At 40.9% G+C, this 20,172-nt stretch carries 17 protein-coding genes; 9 read left to right on the top strand and 8 right to left on the bottom strand.

Annotated elements, in window-relative coordinates:
- Nucleotides 1-32: 32 nt before the first annotated feature.
- A complete protein-coding gene (locus I8748_RS03135; RefSeq protein WP_198123218.1) occupies nucleotides 33-308 on the bottom strand; it encodes a DUF7219 family protein in 276 nt (91 codons plus the stop codon).
- A 576-nt stretch (nucleotides 309-884) separates the two neighbouring features.
- Here I8748_RS03135 and purC point away from each other — a divergent pair.
- From purC to I8748_RS03100, 7 genes are all read left to right on the top strand, one after another.
- Complete coding sequence (gene purC / locus I8748_RS03130; RefSeq protein ID WP_198123217.1) at nucleotides 885-1,622, top strand: phosphoribosylaminoimidazolesuccinocarboxamide synthase; 738 nt, start codon at nucleotides 885-887, stop codon at nucleotides 1,620-1,622.
- A gap of 273 nt (nucleotides 1,623-1,895) precedes the next feature.
- Nucleotides 1,896-4,427 (top strand): BamA/TamA family outer membrane protein, encoded by a 2,532-nt coding sequence (locus tag I8748_RS03125; protein WP_198123216.1) that lies wholly within the window; start codon nucleotides 1,896-1,898, stop codon nucleotides 4,425-4,427.
- Between the two features lie 212 nt (nucleotides 4,428-4,639).
- On the top strand, nucleotides 4,640-5,497 hold the full coding sequence (gene lpxC / locus I8748_RS03120) for a UDP-3-O-acyl-N-acetylglucosamine deacetylase (protein WP_198123215.1): 858 nt from the start codon (nucleotides 4,640-4,642) through the stop codon (nucleotides 5,495-5,497).
- An 89-nt stretch (nucleotides 5,498-5,586) separates the two neighbouring features.
- On the top strand, nucleotides 5,587-6,117 hold the full coding sequence (fabZ, locus tag I8748_RS03115; RefSeq protein WP_198123214.1) for a 3-hydroxyacyl-ACP dehydratase FabZ: 531 nt from the start codon (nucleotides 5,587-5,589) through the stop codon (nucleotides 6,115-6,117).
- A gap of 246 nt (nucleotides 6,118-6,363) precedes the next feature.
- A complete protein-coding gene (lpxA, locus tag I8748_RS03110; RefSeq protein WP_198123213.1) occupies nucleotides 6,364-7,179 on the top strand; it encodes an acyl-ACP--UDP-N-acetylglucosamine O-acyltransferase in 816 nt (271 codons plus the stop codon).
- Nucleotides 7,180-7,521: 342 nt separating this feature from the next.
- Complete coding sequence (gene lpxB, locus I8748_RS03105; protein ID WP_198123212.1) at nucleotides 7,522-8,685, top strand: lipid-A-disaccharide synthase; 1,164 nt, start codon at nucleotides 7,522-7,524, stop codon at nucleotides 8,683-8,685.
- 81 nt (nucleotides 8,686-8,766) lie between these two features.
- Nucleotides 8,767-10,044, top strand: a complete 1,278-nt coding sequence (locus tag I8748_RS03100; protein WP_225896293.1) for a DNA cytosine methyltransferase — start codon at nucleotides 8,767-8,769, stop codon at nucleotides 10,042-10,044.
- Nucleotides 10,045-10,125: 81 nt separating this feature from the next.
- On the opposite strand, the gene I8748_RS03095 is transcribed toward I8748_RS03100, so the two are convergent.
- From I8748_RS03095 to I8748_RS03080, 4 genes are all read right to left on the bottom strand, one after another.
- Nucleotides 10,126-11,091 (bottom strand): aldo/keto reductase, encoded by a 966-nt coding sequence (locus tag I8748_RS03095; RefSeq protein ID WP_198123210.1) that lies wholly within the window; start codon nucleotides 11,089-11,091, stop codon nucleotides 10,126-10,128.
- Nucleotides 11,092-11,225: 134 nt separating this feature from the next.
- Nucleotides 11,226-12,731 carry a hypothetical protein gene (locus tag I8748_RS03090; protein WP_198123209.1) on the bottom strand — a complete coding sequence of 502 codons (1,506 nt, stop codon included), beginning with the start codon at nucleotides 12,729-12,731 and terminating at the stop codon, nucleotides 11,226-11,228.
- A 209-nt stretch (nucleotides 12,732-12,940) separates the two neighbouring features.
- A complete protein-coding gene (locus tag I8748_RS03085) occupies nucleotides 12,941-13,885 on the bottom strand; it encodes a hypothetical protein (RefSeq protein WP_198123208.1) in 945 nt (314 codons plus the stop codon).
- Nucleotides 13,886-14,069: 184 nt separating this feature from the next.
- Nucleotides 14,070-14,591, bottom strand: coding sequence for a hypothetical protein (locus I8748_RS03080; protein WP_198123207.1), 522 nt, complete (start codon nucleotides 14,589-14,591; stop codon nucleotides 14,070-14,072).
- 152 nt (nucleotides 14,592-14,743) lie between these two features.
- On the opposite strand from I8748_RS03080, the gene mnmH reads away from it, so the two are divergent.
- Nucleotides 14,744-15,796 carry a tRNA 2-selenouridine(34) synthase MnmH gene (gene mnmH, locus I8748_RS03075; protein WP_198123206.1) on the top strand — a complete coding sequence of 351 codons (1,053 nt, stop codon included), beginning with the start codon at nucleotides 14,744-14,746 and terminating at the stop codon, nucleotides 15,794-15,796.
- Between the two features lie 264 nt (nucleotides 15,797-16,060).
- On the opposite strand, the gene I8748_RS03070 is transcribed toward mnmH, so the two are convergent.
- Nucleotides 16,061-16,903: a prohibitin family protein gene (locus I8748_RS03070; protein WP_198123205.1), complete on the bottom strand. Its 843-nt coding sequence runs from the start codon at nucleotides 16,901-16,903 to the stop codon at nucleotides 16,061-16,063.
- Between the two features lie 124 nt (nucleotides 16,904-17,027).
- Between I8748_RS03070 and nfi the strand changes: the two genes are divergently transcribed.
- Nucleotides 17,028-17,693, top strand: a complete 666-nt coding sequence (gene nfi / locus I8748_RS03065) for a deoxyribonuclease V (RefSeq protein WP_198123204.1) — start codon at nucleotides 17,028-17,030, stop codon at nucleotides 17,691-17,693.
- A gap of 206 nt (nucleotides 17,694-17,899) precedes the next feature.
- On the opposite strand, the gene I8748_RS03060 is transcribed toward nfi, so the two are convergent.
- Entirely contained in the window at nucleotides 17,900-19,486 is a 1,587-nt protein-coding gene (locus I8748_RS03060; RefSeq protein WP_198123203.1) for a glucose-6-phosphate isomerase, read from the bottom strand.
- A 112-nt stretch (nucleotides 19,487-19,598) separates the two neighbouring features.
- Nucleotides 19,599-19,856, bottom strand: a complete 258-nt coding sequence (locus I8748_RS03055) for a cytotoxic translational repressor of toxin-antitoxin stability system (protein ID WP_096559078.1) — start codon at nucleotides 19,854-19,856, stop codon at nucleotides 19,599-19,601.
- Nucleotides 19,857-20,172: the final 316 nt, after the last annotated feature.

Here is a 20,172-nt window from a genome sequence, read left to right as displayed (position 1 = left end):
TGACAGTCATCAGTTATCAGTTAACAACTTTTTCATTCTTCTGCATTACCAGAGTCGCTTTGAAAAGGGTTTTCGCCTATTCTCAGTTGTTTTTTCGTGTTTTTTAACTGCTTCCACAAAACTTTTATTTGTTCGTAGGCTTCCTCTGGTGGTAGTTTTCCTCCTGTTTCTAAGTTACAGATGTAACTTACTCGTTGAGCGAATTCTTGTAGATTTGCATTAAAAACCAAGTTTTCTGGCTTTACCTGACCGTAGTAACGGCCACGAGGATAGAGAAAATCATCTTTGTCCACTATTTTTTTCTCCATTTTTGCAATATGCTTCCTGTTTTATCTGAAGCTAAACTAGTAGCTACCCTCATCTTTCTTTTGTCAGATCAGGAGAAACTAAATCAGTAATACCTCTTTAGCAAAGGTTAGTCAGGAATTAGTTGATTCTGAATTGAGATACATGAAGATAGAGCTTAGAGTGATTTGGCAGTAAGCTTGACAAATAAAATTTCTGTAAAACAGACAATATTAGGAGAGTTGACTCTTTGCAGCGATTGTCAATATATTTCATCAATTGTGAAATTGAGATTTTAATTAACTATGGCCTGATCAAGGACATCTCCTAAATTTTAATATACTACTATAGCGAAATAATACTTAATTTTAAGTAGTAAATATTACTTTATACATAAAACTGCCACTTACAGCAGATAATAGCACATGCTAGAAGCAATTGTCCTATATCATAAGTCAGATATTGAGGGCAATTTTTGTGTCGCTGTCTATTTGGCCTAGACGACTGACGCCTAATGGTTAATCTCGGATAACTAAAGATAAAATGGTTAAGCCCGAAAGGACAAAAGCTGCACATCGCTCAAAACTTCACCTGCCATCATGTCTGTTCATTCCAAGTTATACGAAGGCAAAGCAAAAATTCTTTATACAACGGACGATCCGGAAGTCTTATTAGCTGACTTTAAAGATGATGCCACTGCATTTAATGCCCAAAAGCGCGGCAGTATTCACGGCAAAGGAGAAATTAATTGTAGCATTTCCAGCCATTTATTTAAACAATTGGAAGCTTATGGTATAAAAACTCACTTTATTGACAGTCCAGCCCCAAATCAAATGCGGGTGAAGTCAGTCAAGATTTTGCCTTTAGAAGTAGTAGTGAGGAACATTGCTGCTGGTAGCCTGTGTCAGCAAACAGGATTACCACTAGGTAAAGTTTTGCAACAGCCTTTGGTAGAGTTTTATTACAAAAATGACCAATTGGGAGATCCACTATTAACACGCGATCGCTTACTTTTGCTCGAGCTGGCTACTGCGGAACAAGTGGATGTAATTACCAATCTAGCATTGGAAGTCAACAAATTCCTCAGTGGCTTTTGGCAACAGTGTGGCATTACTCTAGTAGACTTCAAACTAGAATTTGGTTTGGATTCACAACAGCAGATACTCTTAGCAGATGAAATTAGCCCCGACACCTGCCGTCTGTGGAACACAGCAGAAGCAGACCCAGACCGTCGCGTAATGGATAAAGACCGCTTCCGCCGAGACTTAGGGAATGTAGAAGATGCTTACCAGGAGGTTTTACAACGAGTACTACAAGTAGTAGAAAGTAAAAATTAACTAAATGGGCAACATAGATTAAACTCGTGTGAATTGTTAGTTGTCAGTTGTCAGTTGTGAGCCAGTGCGGTCTTGGGGGGAGAACCCCCATGAGGGACTGCCGTTAGCAAGAGCGATCTTCGACGCAGGAGCGTCACCCGAAGGTCGAACCCGTAAGGGTCAGTTGTCAGTTGTCATTAACTATTGACTAATGACAAATGACCAATGACCACTGACCACTGACAAATGACTAGTTTGTGATGGTGTGTGGATGTAAAGAGGAATTTAAATAGAATGCGTTTATCTCCCGTATTGCTGGCTGCTGTAGCAATTGCAGCACCCTTAAGCGGTTCGCTAAGTGTTAAGGCACAAACCGCTAATAGTCTAAAACAGACAGCAGAGGTTTTCACACCCGCGACGAATCAGCAGCCAGAAAAAAACACAGGTAAAGATTTAGCTAGCCAGAGTCTAGAATCTCACTCCAATTTAACCGAGGTGAAGCTGCCACAAGATTCTGAGTCTATTGTTGTGGGAGTTTTTCCAGCTAAATCAGCAGCAAAAACGACATCAGAGTTAATAGTGCCTACCTTAACAACGTCCACAAAGGCATCCACAACGGCACAAATACCACAGACAACCCCAAACCCGGCAACTCAACAGCCAAATTCCACTCCTCCTGAGCAACAAGCGCCTTCCCCAACACCAGAGACAACCCCAAACCCAACAATTCAACAACCAAATTCCACTCCAGAGATTTCACCCCCAACATCTGAACAACAAACGCCTTCCCCAACACCAGAGACAACCCCAAACCCAACAATTCAACAACCAAATTCCACTCCAGAGACTTCACCCCCAGCATCTGAGCAACAAACGCCTTCCCCAACACCTGGAACAACTCCACCTCAAGAGAATTTCAACTCTCCAAACGCCACGCCAGAAGCGAATGAACCCCGTGTGTTAGTGTCGGAAGTCGTAGTCACACCACAGACAGGGCAACTATCACCGGAACTAGAAAACCAAGTTTACCGAGTAATTCGTACTCAACCAGGACGAACGACAACGCGCTCCCAGTTGCAAGAAGATATTAATGCCATATTTGGTACTGGCTACTTTTCTAACGTCCAGGCAGTACCAGAAGATACTCCGTTGGGCGTGCGAGTCAGCTTTATTGTGCAGCCGAATCCAGTTTTAACAAAGGTAGAAGTGCAAGCTAATCCTGGCACTGGCGTTCCTTCAGTACTGCCTGCGGGAACTACTGATCAAGTCTTCGGCGAACAGTATGGTAAAATACTCAATTTGCGTGATTTGCAAGAGGGTATCAAGCAGCTAACTAAGCGTTATCAAGACAAAGGTTATGTATTGGCAAACGTGATTGGGGCACCGCAAGTCTCCCAAAACGGAGTTGTTACCCTGCAAGTAGCAGAAGGCGTAGTAGAGAACATTAAAGTCCGCTTTCGTAATAAAGAAGGTCAGGAGACAAACGAAAAGGGAGAACCAATTCGAGGACGGACACAGGACTATATTATTAAGCGAGAGTTGGAATTAAAGCCGGGACAAGTATTCAACCGCAACACGGTGCAAAAAGACCTACAGCGGGTATATGGATTGGGATTGTTTGAAGATGTGAATGTTTCCCTTGACCCAGGTACAGACCCCAGTAAGGTGGACGTGGTGGTGAATGTGGCAGAACGCAGCAGCGGTTCTATTGCCGCTGGGGCTGGTATCAGTTCTGCTAGTGGGCTGTTTGGTACAGTCAGCTATCAGCAGCAAAACCTGAACGGCAGAAATCAAAAACTCGGTGCTGAGGTACAAGTAGGACAGCGAGAACTGCTGTTTGACCTGCGGTTCACTGACCCTTGGATTGCTGGAGATCCTTACAGAACTTCCTACACAACTAATCTTTTCCGCCGCAGTTCTATTTCGTTGATTTTTGACGGCAAAGATGACGATATCAGAACTTTTGACCCACGCAATATTACCAATGAAGACGCTCAAGACCGTCCCCGTGTGTTGCGTCTAGGTGGTGGTGTGACTTTTACCCGTCCCCTTTCCGGTAATCCTTATGAAAGATCGGAATGGACAGCTTCAGCAGGGTTGCAATATCAAAGAGTGTCCACACGGGATGGTGATGGCAGGATCAAAAGAGTAGGAGGATTATTCAATAATGACGGACAGCCTATCGATCGCAATGGAAACGTCATCAGCCAACCAGAAACAGTTCCTCTAAGTTTTTCCGGGGAAGGACAAGACGATTTACTGCTATTGCAATTGGGGGCACAACGCGATCGCCGTAATAATCCTTTACAACCTACCAGCGGTTCTTACCTCCGCTTCGGCGTGGATCAGTCAGTACCTATAGGTTTAGGTAATATTTTACTCACAAGGTTACGGGGTAGCTACAGCCAATACTTACCTGTCAAGTTTCTTAATTTCGCCAAAGGCCCACAAACTCTTGCATTTAACTTGCAAGGGGGAACTATCCTTGGTGACTTACCTCCCTATGAAGCCTTTACCCTTGGTGGTAGTAACTCCGTTCGGGGTTATGAAGAAGGAGCATTAAGCAGTGGACGCAGTTACGTGCAAGCATCCGTTGAGTACCGTTTCCCAGTTTTCTCAGTTGTCAGCGGCGCAGCATTTTTTGATGTTGGTAGCGATTTAGGAACGAGTACTCCCGCAGCTGAACTGCTAAACAAAAATGGCACAGGCTACGGCTATGGTATTGGTGTACGAGTGCAATCTCCACTAGGCCCAATTCGCATCGACTATGGTATCAACGACGACGGTGATAGCCGGATTAACTTTGGTATTGGTGAAAGGTTTTAAGTTGTCAGTTGTTAGTTGTGAGGCAGTGCGTTGGGCGGCTTTGCCGACAGCCGCGCAACTGCCGTTAGCGCAGCGTTAGCGACGCAGGAGCGTCACCCGAAGGGTAAGTTGTCAGTTGTCAGTAGCAAATGACAACTGACCACTTACTAATTACAACCTTTGCCAAAACTTCACATGAATGATACAAATCTAAATATATTTACTTTTCGCTTATGCAACAGCATACAATAGCGGCGGAAATCACCCAGACCGGAGTGGGACTGCATAGCGGTGTCAGTACCCTTGTACGAATACTACCAGCTAACGCAGGAAGTGGGCGCTACTTTGTGCGGGTGGATTTACCGGATTTACCGATAATTCCAGCCCAAGTTGCGGCGGTGAATCAGACTGTTCTCTCAACTCAACTGGGTAAAGGTGAGGCATGTGTTCGGACTGTAGAACATTTGTTGGCGGCGCTTGCTGGTATGGGTGTGGATAACGCCCGAATTGAAATTGATGGGTCTGAAGTACCACTGTTAGATGGTTCAGCAGAAGTTTGGACAACCAGCATTACCCAAGTTGGCTTAGTATCACAACCAGTCGCTAACATCCAAGAACCTTTGACTATTAAAGAGCCAATCTGGGTTCATCAAGGTGATGCCTTTGCTTGTGCCCTCCCAGCATCAGAAACCCGCTTTAGTTATGGTATTGACTTCGATTTATCTGCTATTGGTAATCAATGGCACAGTTGGGCGGCTCCTACTGATTTAGGAAAAGCTGCTGCTAGCTTTGCTGCGGAAATTGCCCCCGCCCGGACTTTTGGTTTATTGCATCAAATTGAACATTTACAACAAACAGGGTTAATAAAAGGTGGCAGCTTAGATAATGCACTCGTTTGTGGGCCTGAAGGTTGGCTAAATCCACCATTAAGATTTGCAAATGAGCCAGTCCGTCATAAAATCTTGGATTTAGTAGGAGATTTGAGTTTATTGGGAACTTTTCCTCATGCTCATTTTTTAGCGTATAAAGCCAGCCACAATTTACACATTCAACTGGCTCAGAAAATTTTAGATTTGGGATTTGAGATTTAGGGTCTGAATCTAAACTAAAATCCTAGATAATTAAAGGTTTCAACGCAAAACTACTTTAATTTACAGATTCAAAATCAACCTTACTGCCAATGTCAATCCTCAGCGAAGCAAATAGTACAGATACTACAACGCCTACATCTACTGAACCACAGCCCAATGATGAAACAACACCCACACCTGAGATTAAAACTACTTTCACATCTGAAGAAATTCAGGAATTGCTACCCCACCGCTACCCATTTCTACTTGTAGATAAAATAATTGACTATGTGCCAGGAAAATTAGCTGTAGGCATTAAAAACATTACTGTCAACGAACCCCAATTCCAAGGACACTTCCCAGGACGACCACTAATGCCGGGAGTACTAATTGTAGAAGCAATGGCACAGGTAGGCGGTATTGTCTTAAAACAATTGCCTGGGTTGGAAGAGGGACTATTTGTTTTTGCTGGTATTGATAAAGTGCGCTTTCGCCGCCAAGTAGTACCAGGTGATCAGCTGGTGATGACAGTGGAACTGTTAACGATTAAACAACGTCGTTTCGGTAAGATGCAAGCACGTGCCGAGGTTGACGGTCAACTCGCTTGTGAAGGCGAATTGATGTTTTCTCTAGTTAACTAAAAATTTGCTTTCTTGGTAAGGGTACAGCCGTGATGTACTCTTACCCAATCTTGAAAAGAATAGCAGCAAAAAAGCAATCTACAATAGCTTTTTAAAATTTCTTGATTTTCGACGCCCTCACACTTAACTTACTTTGCCCGACACTTCCTTTCACTGAACACTTACACAAAAAGCAACGCCAGTCGCCTCAACTTTGGCAACCAAAGCACAGCGCTGGCTCCTCAAGACAGTTCTGGAGATTCACCCTTGAAGACGCTTATTCATCCAACTGCTGTAATTCATCCTAAGTCGGAACTCCACCCAACAGTGGAAGTCGGTGCCTATGCTGTGATTGGAGCGCATGTCAAAGTGGGGCCTGAAACAATCATTGGCGCTCATGTAGTGCTAGAAGGGCCTTGTGAAATTGGGGCGCGAAATCAAATTTTTACAGGTGCAGCGATCGGCATGGAACCCCAGGATCTCAAGTTTGTGGGGGAACCGACTTGGGTCAAAATTGGCGATAATAACTTGATTCGTGAGTATGTCACTATTAATCGTGCTACTGGTGCAGGTGAAGCAACGGTCATTGGCAATAATAATTTGCTGATGGCTTATGTCCATGTAGCTCACAATTGCGTGATTGAAGACCATGTGATCATTGCTAACTCTGTGGCGTTGGCAGGTCATGTGCATATAGAATCACGGGCAAGACTAAGTGGGGTTTTAGGTGTCCATCAATTTGTACATATCGGTGGTATGTCAATGGTGGGTGGCTTGGCACGTGTTGACCGGGATGTGCCACCTTACATGCTGGTGGAAGGCAATCCTGCACGAGTGCGAACTCTGAATCTGGTGGGACTTAAACGTTCTGGGATGAGTTCAGAGGATTTGCAAACACTCAAAAAAGCCTTCCGCATTCTCTACCGCTCTGGCTTCAGCTTTAAGGACGCGTTAGAACAGTTGGAGCAGTTGGGAGATACTGAACAACTACAACACCTACGTCGCTTTTTACTACTTTCTCAGATGCCAGGAAGGCGTGGTTTGATTCCTGGCAAGGGGAAACGGACTGTAAGCGATGAATGAAGAGTTGAAAGTTAGGAGTTAGGAGTTAGGAGTTAGGAGTCAGGAGTTAATAATTATACTTAATCTCTGAGTACGTACATTTAATATTTATTAAACGAACCGCAAAGGACGCTAAGGACGCAAAGAAAAAAATAGGAGTCTGATGGCGGGAAAGGAATAATTATTAAGTGGAAGTTTATAGAGAATCGGTTTTAAGAATTAAATTATTCACTCCTAACTCCTAACTATTCACTCCTAACTCCTAACTATTCACTCCTAACTCCTAACTATTCACTCCTAACTCCTAACTATTCACTCCTAACTCCTAACTATTCACTCCTAACTTTTAACTTTGTTTACCAAATGCGGATATTTATCAGCACTGGCGAGGTGTCTGGCGATTTGCAAGGGTCGCTGCTAATTGAGGCCATAAAGCGTCAAGCTGCTGGTTTGCAGTTAGAGATTGTGGCTTTGGGTGGTGAAAAGATGGCAGAAGCAGGAGCAACCATTCTAGGCAATACCTCTGGTATTGGCTCGATGGGTCTGATAGAATCTCTGCCTTATATTTTGCCTACTCTTTGGGTACAACGCCAAGCGATCGCCTATTTAAAGCAAAATCCACCAGACTTGGTGGTGCTGATTGACTATATGGGGCCAAATCTCGGTATTGGCACTTATATGCAACAGCATATGCCACAAGTGCCTGTGGTATATTACATTGCCCCCCAAGAGTGGGTATGGTCAATGAGTTTGCGTAACACTTCCCGAATTGTCGGTTTTACAGACAAGCTTTTGGCCATATTCCCAGAAGAAGCGCGTTATTTTAAGGAACATGGGGCGAATGTGAGTTGGGTGGGACATCCTTTGGTTGACCGGATGCAAAACGCTCCCAGTCGCTTGGAGGCTCGTGGTAAATTGGGTATTGAATCGGAACAAATAGCGATCGCACTTCTCCCTGCCTCTCGCCGCCAAGAACTAAAATATCTCTTACCAGTTATTTTTCAAGCTGCCCAAACTATTCAAGCGAAATTACCCCAAGTTCATTTTTGGATTCCTCTCTCTCTGGAAATCTACAGACAGCCGATTGAGGAGGCGATTAAACGTTACGGTCTACGGGCTACAGTTGTATCAGGTCTTCAAAAGGAAGTATTTGCTGCTGCTGATTTGGCCATAACTAAATCTGGCACTGTCAACCTGGAACTTGCTTTATTAAATGTGCCGCAAGTTGTGGTGTATCGCTTAAATTCTGTTACAGTTTGGATTGCCCGAAAAATTCTCAAAGGTTCCATACCTTTTGCTTCACCAACCAATTTAGTCGTGATGAAGCCGATTGTGCCAGAGTTGTTACAAGAGCAAGCCACAGCAGAAAATATTACTCAAGCGGCAATGGAATTATTGCTAAATCCTGACCGACGGCAGCAAACTTTAGCAGATTATGCTCAAATGCGGCGTTGTTTGGGAGAATTAGGAGTATGCGATCGCGCTGCTGGCGAAATTTTGCAAATGCTATTGGGGACTGGGGACTAGGGACTAGGGACTGGGGACTAGGAATTAGTAAATAATTGTCTTAATACCCTATTCTCGATACCCAATGCCTATAGAGGTGTGATGGCTCATGAGATGAGAAAACAACGACCCGTAGCAGTTGATTTGTTTGCAGGTGCTGGTGGTATGACACTTGGCTTTGAACAAGCTGGTTTTGATGTGCTGGCATCTGTGGAAATTGACCCCATCCATTGTGCCACACATGAATTTAACTTTCCTTACTGCTCAGTATTATGTAAAAGTGTTGAACAGACAACAGGAGCGGAAATTCGGAATCGATCAAAAATTGGCGAGCGCGAAATTGATGCAGTTATTTGTGGTTCACCATGCCAAGGATTTTCACTAATAGGGAAACGAGTTTTTGATGACCCACGCAATTCTCTAGTTTTTCACTTTCATCGCTTGGTTTTGGAATTAAAACCGAAATTTTTTGTCATGGAAAATGTTCGAGGCATCACAGTCGGCGAACATAAAAAAATACTTCAAACCTTGATTAGGGAGTTCCAAAATAAAGGTTATCAGGTTGAAGAAAATTATCAAGTTCTTAACGCTGCTCATTATGGTGTACCACAGTCACGGGAGCGATTGTTTTTAATTGGTGCAAGGGAAGATGTAGAGTTACCGAAATACCCCCAACCAATTACCCAAGTAGCGAAGCCAAATATCTCTGCACACCAAAAATCATCTACACTGCCAATTTGCCCGACAGTACAGGATGCAATTGGAGATTTACCAGAAATAGAAAATTATTCAGAGTTACTACAAAGGGATTGGGTTGTAGCAGAGTATGGTAAGCCTAGTAAATATGCTCTGGCACTTCGTGGTATCAAAACTTTAGCAGATGATTATTCTTATAAACGTGAATTTGATTCTCGAATTCTCTCTTCCAGTTTAAGAACAAAACACTCGTCGGCAACTAGTGAACGCTTTGCTGCTACGATTCCAGGAGAAACAGAACCAATTAGTCGTTTTCGTAAACTCCATCCTGCTGGTGTCTGTAACACTTTGCGCGCAGGTACAGACAAGTATAGAGGTTCTTTCACCTCTCCAAGACCGATTCATCCATTTACACCCAGATGCATTACAGTCAGGGAAGCAGCAAGACTACATTCTTATCCAGATTGGTTTAGATTTCATGTCACCAAATGGCACGGATTCAGGCAAGTCGGTAACTCTGTACCGCCACTATTAGCCAAGGCTGTGGCAAAAGAAATTATTCGTAGTTTGAATATTTCGCCTGTTAAACCTAGTTTTCGGCAGCAGTTGGGTGATGATAAACTACTGCAACTGAATATATCACAAGCAGCACAACATTATACAATTTTGGATTTTAGATTTTAGATTTTTGATTGTGAAAGAGTTTGTGGATAAGATTTTAGGCAATTGGTTTTAAATGTGTTTTCGCTTATCTGCAAGATTTCCCTAAGTCCAAGCACGGAAAAAGGTGCTATCTTCCCAGATACTAGCAGTTTGTTGAGCGATCGCAGTCAATTCTTTCTCATTCAAAGGCTGAAAAGCCCGCGCTATCTTGACATTACTCTCCAATTGTGCAATCGATTCAGCCGCAATTACGCAACAATGAACACCAGGCTGAGATAGCGTGTATCCCAAAGCTTGCTGCATACCACTTAATCCGCCTGGTTTAAACAGCCGTCCGTAGGCTGGGACTTTCATAGCAATCACACCGAGGTTTTTCTCTTGCGCTACTGGTAGAACTACGGGGATGAAAGGACGCGGGTGGTGTTTGTCCGCAGCATTAATGGGAATCAAAGTAGTGTGGAACGGATAACGGCGCAAGCCTTCAGCAATGACTTGCGGATCATGATGGCCGGTAATACCTGCAAAGCGTACAAGTTTCTGCTGAGTGGCTTCTTCTAAAGCTTTAATTGCACCAGATGGACTAAAGATAGTGTCAAGTTCTTGAGCAAAAGAAACGTGATGTAACTGCCATAAATCGAGATATTCTGTATTCAAACGCTTGAGCGATCGCTCCAATTCTCGCCATGCACCATCGCGGTCTCTTTTATCAGTCTTACTGGTTAAAAACAGCTTTGAACGATGAGGTGGTAAGACTTTACCCAAATAATCTTCACTTGGGCCATAACTAGCCGCAGTATCAAAATATCGTATCCCAAGTTCCAGCGCTTTTTCAATAATTGCCACAGCATCGCGCTCTTTTCCTTCCCAGGATAGCGGTGTTTGTCCTGCTCCTCCCAACCCGAAGATAGGCACTTTTACTTCTGTGCGTCCCAACACTCTTTCTGGCATACTTGCTGGTGGTGTAGCCGTGTTGGTGGCATTTTTTTGCAAAGCACTAGTTGTTACAATACCGCCAGTGACAGCAACACTGGTAAGTAAAAAATTCCGCCGTGTCTGTCTTTCTGTCATGGTAGGCTTTAGGTACGAAATTGCTTTTCTTTTTGTATGTTAGCTAAGGACAATTAATTTGAGACAGCAAAACTACAGTTAGATTAGGTACACACTGAAAGCTTTTTTACCTTAGCATTGAAGAGCGATCGCCATTATTTACCACCTGTAGCATTTTTCTGAGCATAACTAAGATTGCGTTGATACTCTGTAATTTTTTGCTGGGCTATAGAATAATTGGGGCTAGAAGATGGTACTTTGTTCATCAGCGCGATCGCTGCTTGCCACTGACTTACTATTATCTTCCATTCATCTGGATTTTTTGCTGATTGGGTGAGGTTCGCTGCACTAATCGCTTGATTAACAGCCTCTCGAAAATTATCAGACTGAGATATAAAATTAGGTGATTTGGAAGTTAATGCTGAAGGTGTAACTGCTATAGTTTTTGATGGTAATTCTGTTGAAATTTTAGAGGCGATCGGCAAAGTAATAGTTTCTTGAAATTGTGATAGTTTAGAAAACGAGTATATCCCTAAAGCCACTAAGGGAATCAATAGCAATATCAGTAGACGCTTATTTAGTTGTTTAGGCTTTTGATTATGCTGCTGTGGTAAATAAGTCATCTGTAATTGCTGTTTTTTACCCTTTTGCATTTGGGTTACACCCATATCAACTAGTAATCTGTCCAAATCTAAATCTGTGTTATCAACACTGTCAGGCTGGCGCTTAGACTGATATTTTGTAAGTATGATTTTTACTTTTGGTATGAAACGATGTCTAAATAAATATTCAATTTGATAAAGATATGCAGCAGTCACAATCCAAATCGATGATCCAATTTTATCAATAGAGTATTTATCTATATATTGTTTTAAAACTATTTCACTATATCTAAGACAGGAGGTAAATAATGGCTCATGGTAACAATTGTTTATTGGTAAAAATGGTAAAATAATAAAAATAGTTATTAACAAAGATAAAAACATCACTACTTCTGCATAAAAACCTTCCCATAAACTATTAGCACTGGGTAACCATCGAGGCCAGATAGATGATATTGGTTGTTTTTTCCATAAACTTACAAAAAAAGTATGAATATAAGCAACCAAAAACATTGGCAGTAATATTCCTAAAATTAAAATTATAATAAATATTTCCAGTTGATTAGTAATACCTGATAAAATAAGACCCCAAAAACCTGTCAACCTAAAAGTTATAAACCCAATTGAAGCTATTAATGGAATTAAAATAAATGCTCTACACCATGAATTAAAGTAAGGTATCCATACCGGCCATATAGCGGCTTTTTGATTATCCTGATATTTTACTCCCAAATTGCCTAAGTCATTTTGTGGTTTTTCAACATCATCAATCAAAGTTAAATAATCACTCCAAGCTACTGATTGTTGTCCAGTCTTTTTTGCATATATTTTAACTGACTTGATAGATTTAACTGCCAATTTTTTCATCACATTACGAATAAATCTGACTGATGATTGTTGTTCAGGGACTTGAGCAGATTCTAATAATACATGTAAGCAAAGGTCTTTCAAAACTGCTTTAGCAGTGATGTGTTTGTCTTGCAAAAGGTAATTAATCGTCGAGGCGATCGCTTGTGCATCTCCCTGCTTTGCAAGTTCCAAAAGATTAGGCTGTGTCATAACCAGTAAATACAAAAACCTGAGGAAATAATTTTCTATACTCAGGATTCCCCAGTTACAGATGAAAACAACAGTTTCTAAATTTTTCAGGACATATCATCTTGATTTTTTGCTGATTGGGTTAGGTTAGCTGCACTAATCGCTTGATTAGCAGCCTCTAGAAAATTATCAGACTTAGGTGTAAAAGTAGGTTATTAAGAAGTTGCTAATCAAGGTGTCAATGTTACAGTTTTGGATGGCAATTTTGTTTGACTTGTAGGAATTAGATGAAAAGGAATATTGTCTTTAACTTCTGATAATTTAGGAAACAAGTATATTCCTAGAGCAGTTAAAGAAATTAAGAACAATATCAGCAGTTGCTTCTTTCGTTTTTTAGGCTTTTGATTATAGTACTGGGGTAACGAAGTCATATTTGATTGCTGTTTTCTTTCCTTTTCCATCTGGATAACACCCATATCACCTTGTAATCTGTCCACATTTAAATCTGTGTTATCAACACTGTTAGGCTGGCGCTTAAACTTATTTTTTGTGAGTATGGATATCAGCTTTGGCATTAAGCATTGACTAAATAAGTATTCAATTTGATAAAGATAAGTTGCGGTGAGTAACCAAATTATAAACCAAGGTTTATTGACAAAAGTTTTATTCTCAATACTTTTAAAAATTACTCTTGTAGCGCGTCCAGTTATACATCCTGCATAGCCACTTAATTCTTCTGCTATTTCATAGGATAATTTACAATTTGAAAAAGCTAATTCGGAAAAAATAACTAAAACTATGAGAAAAGATAAACCAATCACAACCGTAGCATAGAAACCTGACCATAAACTAATTAAACTAAGTATCCATTTAGGTAAGCGATTGTTATAACTCTTACTACCCCAAAAAAACCAAAAAATATGGTAAATAAATGCTAAAAAAATTGTTGGTATTAATAAGCCAAATAAAGTAGACAATATTAATAATTTAGGAGTATTTCTACTAAATGATATAAGCACTCCCGTCAAGCTAAAGGCTATCAAACGTATTGCAAAGAAGACTATTGGAACTAGAATCAGCGCTCTCAACCAAGAACTAGGATAAGGAAACCATACAGGCCAGTGAAATTTTTGTAATTTATGCTTTGCAAGTTCTGAAATCTTGGGCTGTGTCATAACTAGTAAATGCTAAAACCTGATCAAATATTGTGATAACATCAGGATTCCCCGTTTATAGTTGAAAACAACATTATCAAAAATTTTCATTCAATTTATCTTGGCAACATTTATATAAGTTGATAGTAACTATACATCCCAAGTAAAAACTAGTGTAATTAGATTGACTCATCAACATAAAAAACTAACGCTCTTTTGTGATTACAGAGCTACCATTAGTTACACTCACTTTTTGAATACAAATATCACTAAAGTAGGCAAAAATATCTTTTGTCATTTTATCAGCAATACTTTCAAAATTTTCTGCTGTTAATCCAGATGTGCTATCACCACTTAAAGTAATAGAAACAGTGAAAAAATGAGGAGTGTTAGAATCATCTTCATTATCTATTACTTCTAATTCACTTTCTGCTGTACCTACATTAAATTCTTCACTCCAAGCGGGAAAAACCTTACCCGTCTGTTGCCAATAAACTTTCACTTTCTGAATGGATGCAGCACCTAAGCCAGTGATACCTTTGTGAACAAATGTAACTAAAGCCTGCCGATTTGGCGTTTGCAATGATTCCAGCATTACTTCTAAGCAAGCATCTTTGAGAGTGACTGTGGCAGTGATACCCTTAGATTGTAAGTGACGATTCATCAAAAACGCGATCGCCTCTGTATCTCCCTGTTTCGCAAGTTCCAAAGAATTTGGTTGTATCATAACTAGTACACAAAGCTGAAAAAATAGTCTTTTATCTCAGGATTCCCAATTGAGAAGTGCAAGTAACATTGTGTTAATTTTTCAGGCAATATTTTCTGAGATTGATTGAAATCACCACATCAGAGAATTTCATAACTCAAGTCATAACCATCATGCCAGGTTTACTTACATATACCCAACAGCCTTGGACAGCAACTTATAGTGAGATAATTGATGTGCGATCGCCTAGTGAATTTGCAGAAGATCACATTCCTGGTGCAATAAATTTACCAGTACTAAATGATGCTGAACGCGCTGAAGTAGGAACTATTTATAAACAAGTTTCTCCCTTCAATGCACGGAAAATTGGTGCCGCTTTAGTATCAAAAAATATCTCTCACCATTTGATAGAACACTTTGCAGCTAAAGATAAAGACTACTATCCTCTAATCTATTGTTGGCGTGGGGGACAGCGTTCTAATAGCATGGCTTTAGTGCTAACACAAATTGGTTGGTGTGTGACATTACTTGAAGGTGGATATAAAACTTATCGTGCTTATGTACGCGAAAAATTAGAATATTTACCAGAGAAATTTACTTACCAAGTATTGTGTGGTCTAACTGGTAGCGGTAAGACTTATATCTTAGATAAAATGCGTCAGTATGGCGCTCAAGTTTTAGATTTGGAAAGTTTGGCTAATCATAGGGGTTCTTTACTGGGTGAAGAATGGCAGGAAAAACTTTCGCCTCAACCTTCACAAAAATATTTTGAAACTTTGCTATTACAACAACTGGAAAAGTTTAATTTTCATCAGCCAGTATGGGTAGAATCAGAAAGCCAAAAAATTGGAAAACTTTATTTACCTCAGTCTCTGTGGCATGAAATGAAGCAAGGTAATTGTGTAGAAATTCAACTATCATTAGCTGCCAGAGTTAACTTTCTTTTACAGACATATCCACATTTGGTAACTCATCCCGATATTTTAAAAAACAAGCTGGAGAAACTTAAATCTTGCTGTGGTGGTGAAAAAATAAGCCATTGGTACAAATTGATTGATGCTGGTGAGTGGGAAATATTTGTACAAGATATTTTGCAGTTTTACTATGATCCCATCTATCACCAGTCAATCAAACGGTTTTTTGGCAAAGCTGAACAACTGCTATCAATACCGAATTTATCAGCTAATAATATTGATAATTTATTAAAAGATTTGCTATCAAATTAATTAGTATAGCAATTCTAAATCAATTATGAAAATCTCTGTTTGTTCACTCTCCGCGTTCTCTGCACCTTGGTGAGTCCAGCCCCCGTCTTGGCGGTTTCCGTCACGATGGGGGACTGGCGTTAGCGAGCTTGCGAGCGTCACCCCAAGGCGGTTCGATTAAAAAACATTTTTCATAATAAATCAGATAAGATTGCTATAGCAAATAAGCGAAAACGCAAATCCAATCAACCTTACTTACCAGCCTAACTAAAAAATAAAAAGAAACTATTGAGTCTTATTTTCACTTGCTAAACTTTCAGGATTAATATTCACTAACGGCAGCGAACCATTCCCACCCATAACCATCGGAAAACGACCATCCCATTTCTCAATAGCTTGTTTTTGTAATAATTCTGGTGTTAAAGTAAGCCTTTGTAATCTTTGCGCTTCTGCTTGACCTTTGGCGCGATTGACTTCTGCTTGAGCTTCTTGAGTTGCTTTTTGAGCAATAAATTCTGCCTGTTTAGCCTCTTGTTCAGCGATTTGTTTGGCTTCAATAGCTTTACCAAACTCTGGAGAAAACGCAAAATTCACTAGAGAGACATCATCTACTATCAAATTATAGGCTGCTAGACGAGTTTTTAGGTGCTGATCAATTTCGTCTTTTAATTCTGTTCTTTTAGTAATTATTTCCTCTGCTGTCTTTTTCGCAGTTGCTGCTTTTAAAACTTCAGATACCGCTGGAGTAATTATTCCTCCAATGATTTGTTCTTGGTCGCCAATTTGCTGAAAAACCTGATTAACTCGTGTTGGATTAACATGCCAATTGACAGCGAGTTCTGTTGTAATTTTCTGGAGGTCTTTGGAAGCGGCATCAGACTGAAAACTGTTTTGCTGTACGCGGACGCTGAGTCTTTTAACTGATGTCACAATTGGCATAATTGGATGAATACCTTCATCTAAGACTTTATCTTGGACTTTGCCAAATTTCATCACAACGCCACGTTCGCCTGCATTAATAATTGTAAAAGGGGACAAACTAGTTATTAAAAGTAATACAATTATCCCTCCAGCTATGTAGAAAATATAGTTGAAGTTATTCAGACTATTACTGCGTAGATTATGCATAGTTAGCCTACTAAATTAACTGAGTATTTGTTGTTGATTGATTCAGCCAAAAATAGTACAAAATTGTTAAAATTAATCGCAAGGGTAGATACACCATTGCCAGTAATAATTTCGCAAAATATATATGAAGATTTATCAAGCTCATAATTGGCCAGCGACGCTGGAAGAAGCCATAGCTATTCAAGAACAATTGCGATCGCAGGTTATTACAGAGGATAAATTTAAAGAACCCGTCCAGTGTGTTGCTGGAGTTGATATGGGTTTTGAAGCTGATGGAACTATTAGCCGTGCAGCAGTAGCTGTACTGAGTTTCCCTGATTTACAGGTGATTGAAACCACCTTAGCATACCGTCCTACGACCTTTCCCTACATTCCTGGTTTTCTCTCCTTTCGAGAAATTCCTGCTGTCCTTGATGCCCTGGAAAAGATTAAAACAATACCAGATATCATTTTGTGTGATGGTCAAGGAATCGCCCACCCTCGCAGATTAGGTATAGCTTCTCATTTAGGAATACTTATTGATATACCAACAATAGGTGTAGCAAAATCATTACTTATTGGCAAACATCAAGAATTGCCAGAAACAAGAGGCAGCTGGCAACCACTAATAGATCGAAGTGAAACAATAGGAGCAGTTTTAAGGACACGCACAAAAGTTAAACCAGTGTATGTCTCTAGTGGATATAAAGTTAGTTTACCTACAGCAATTGACTATGTATTACGTTGCACACCAAAATATCGGTTGCCAGAAACTACACGCATTGCTGATAAATTAGCATCTGCGAGATAAAGTAAAACACATATTCTTTGCATAGCCATTTGTAAGAGCTTTTGATAGTCAAAAGTCCAAACAACTATACATGATCGAAAACATTAACTATATTGCTGCCAATGAAAAAAGATGTCGAGAAAGCATACTTCTCGACATCAACTAATAATCTCAACTGATTAGTACTAACAAGCATGTGTTAACACTACTGAAGTAGGTATGATTTATTAGCTAGCAGAAACCTTCAAACTACTGGGTTGTCCAAGATTACCTTGCAAAACCACACCCCGTTGATTGGCATGGAGATGACGCAGAATCTTGTAAATTGCCTCAATTTGATCAGCAGCACCTGCTTTATCGGCAATTTCTCCCAAGGAAAGGGGAGTTTTTTCTTTTTGTAGGACTGCTAATACTCGTGTTTGCAAGTCGAGAATGACCGCAGCAGCTTTTTTGCCAGCTTCTACCCCTGGCTGATGGTAAGCATTGATATTGACTAAGCTGGCGTAGAAACCAACAGCCCGTTCATACAAAGCAATTAGCGCCCCAACAGTTCGGGGGTTTACTTGAGGAATAGTGACAGTAATCGAATCGCGCTGATTTTCATAAAGCGCTTGTCGAGTTCCTTGGAGAAAACCAGAAAGATAATCGCCTGCTGTGACTCCAGGATCAATTTCTGGAGATGACCCGTTACGGTCTTCCAAAACTTCGATGAAAGTAGCAAAGAAATTCGGTACACCCTCGCGTAACTGCTGCACGTAAGCGTGTTGGTCTGTTGAACCTTTATTACCATAAACGGCGATGCCTTGATGGACAACGTTACCGTCTAAGTCTTTTTCCTTACCTAGAGATTCCATCACCAGCTGTTGCAAATAGCGGCTAAACAACAGCAAGCTGTCCTTATATGGCAGGACAACCATGTCTTTTTCACCGCGTCCATTGCCAGAAAAATACCAAGATAAAGCCAACAAAGCTGCTGGGTTGTTTTTCACATCCGGGATGCGGGTAGCGTCATCCATTTCTTTTGCGCCTTCTAGCATGGCGCGAACATCAATACCCTGTAATGCTGCTGGAACTAGCCCCACAGCAGACATTTCTGAAGTGCGTCCTCCTACCCAGTCATACATGGGAAACCTGGCCAACCAACCTTCAGACTTAGCCACTTTATCTAAATTGCTATCAGGGCTAGTAATAGCTACAGCATATTGAGCAAAGTCCAAATTGTGCCCAGCATAAGCTTTTTTGACCTCAATCATGCCATTGCGGGGTTCTGGTGTGCCACCTGATTTAGAGATGACTAACACCAAAGTGCTGGCAAGATTGTTTCGTAGATGATTGAGAGTGCGGTCAATACCTGCGGGATCAGTGTTGTCGATAAAGTGAATTTTTAGGGGTGGGAAATCAGGTGCCAAAGCTTCAGCGACAAATTCAGGGCCAAGGGCAGAACCACCAATACCAATGGAAATCACATCAGTAAAGCGGCTAGCCCTAGGAGGATGAATAGCACCTGTTTGGACTTTTTCAGCAAAGGCTTCGATTTTTTCTAGAGTTTGGACAATTTCTTGTGTAAGTTCTGGAGACGGTGCTAAATCGGGATTTCGCAGCCAGTAGTGACCAACCATGCGGTTTTCGTCAGGATTAGCGATCGCGCCCTTCTCTAATTCCGCCATATCCGCAAACGCTTTGTCAAACTTCGGCTGCAACGACTCCACAAAAGCGTCATCAAAACGCATCCGACTTACATCTAGATAAAGTCCTAATCCCTCGTGGAAATATAACCAATCTTGGTATCGTTGCCAAAGTGCCCTTGCATCCATAGGGAAATCTCAAGTAAAGTGTTTTTCCAAAACAAGTTTAATTTAAGGATAGAGCCATCCCTGCCTAGCCTTATACAGTTTACAGTTTTAAGTGTTGGTCTAACTCTCTAGCTTAAACATCTGGCATAGGGATGACCCGCAAAAATTTGACAATTTCACCCCTAATTTCTATACCAATAAGATATTTATCTATAGTAAAGCGATGAAAAATACCCTCACTATCAAGCTGCCGCAGTTCTGGTAGACTATGCAGCAGTCCCTTTTGGGCAAACTCTAAAAACACAAAATCATATACCCGCTGGTAGGCAGCCGGTTCTAAACTCTTCAGGTCTACCAAAAAAGACCTGGCATAGCGCACTTCCAGACTCACTAGGCGTCACCTTTACTAGGGACTGGGGATTAGGGATTGGGGATTGGGTATTGGGTATCGGGGATTGGGTATTAGAAAAAAACCGCTGTTTGATGAACTAATATTTTTTCCCAGTCCCCAGTCCCCAGTCACCAGTCACCAGTCCCCAGTACCTAGTCCCTTTTTGACTGCTGATTCAGACAAACATTAGCATACGCATTGCTTCGTCATGGGTTAAGATGTCCCACGGTTGCTGCAATTGTTTTACTTTTTGTATTTCTTTTAGCATGTAAAAGTCGCAATGCAAAGCGTGGAGAGCATTCCAAACGCTATCAAG

The sequence above is a fragment of the Amazonocrinis nigriterrae CENA67 genome (assembly GCF_016056305.1).
GTDB lineage: Bacteria > Cyanobacteriota > Cyanobacteriia > Cyanobacteriales > Nostocaceae > Amazonocrinis > Amazonocrinis nigriterrae.
Note: the sequence above shows the minus strand (reverse complement) of the source record. Positions and strands in the feature narration are given on the sequence as shown.

Coding starts and splice junctions, on each gene's coding strand:
- I8748_RS03135 (WP_198123218.1), bottom strand. CDS start 308: ATGGAGAAAAAAATAGTGGACAAAGATGATTTTCTCTATCCTCGTGGC.
- purC (WP_198123217.1), top strand. CDS start 885: ATGTCTGTTCATTCCAAGTTATACGAAGGCAAAGCAAAAATTCTTTAT.
- I8748_RS03125 (WP_198123216.1), top strand. CDS start 1,896: ATGCGTTTATCTCCCGTATTGCTGGCTGCTGTAGCAATTGCAGCACCC.
- lpxC (WP_198123215.1), top strand. CDS start 4,640: ATGCAACAGCATACAATAGCGGCGGAAATCACCCAGACCGGAGTGGGA.
- fabZ (WP_198123214.1), top strand. CDS start 5,587: ATGTCAATCCTCAGCGAAGCAAATAGTACAGATACTACAACGCCTACA.
- lpxB (WP_198123212.1), top strand. CDS start 7,522: ATGCGGATATTTATCAGCACTGGCGAGGTGTCTGGCGATTTGCAAGGG.
- I8748_RS03100 (WP_225896293.1), top strand. CDS start 8,767: ATGGCTCATGAGATGAGAAAACAACGACCCGTAGCAGTTGATTTGTTT.
- I8748_RS03095 (WP_198123210.1), bottom strand. CDS start 11,091: ATGACAGAAAGACAGACACGGCGGAATTTTTTACTTACCAGTGTTGCT.
- I8748_RS03090 (WP_198123209.1), bottom strand. CDS start 12,731: ATGACACAGCCTAATCTTTTGGAACTTGCAAAGCAGGGAGATGCACAA.
- I8748_RS03085 (WP_198123208.1), bottom strand. CDS start 13,885: ATGACACAGCCCAAGATTTCAGAACTTGCAAAGCATAAATTACAAAAA.
- I8748_RS03080 (WP_198123207.1), bottom strand. CDS start 14,591: ATGATACAACCAAATTCTTTGGAACTTGCGAAACAGGGAGATACAGAG.
- mnmH (WP_198123206.1), top strand. CDS start 14,744: ATGCCAGGTTTACTTACATATACCCAACAGCCTTGGACAGCAACTTAT.
- I8748_RS03070 (WP_198123205.1), bottom strand. CDS start 16,903: ATGCATAATCTACGCAGTAATAGTCTGAATAACTTCAACTATATTTTC.
- nfi (WP_198123204.1), top strand. CDS start 17,028: ATGAAGATTTATCAAGCTCATAATTGGCCAGCGACGCTGGAAGAAGCC.
- I8748_RS03060 (WP_198123203.1), bottom strand. CDS start 19,486: ATGGATGCAAGGGCACTTTGGCAACGATACCAAGATTGGTTATATTTC.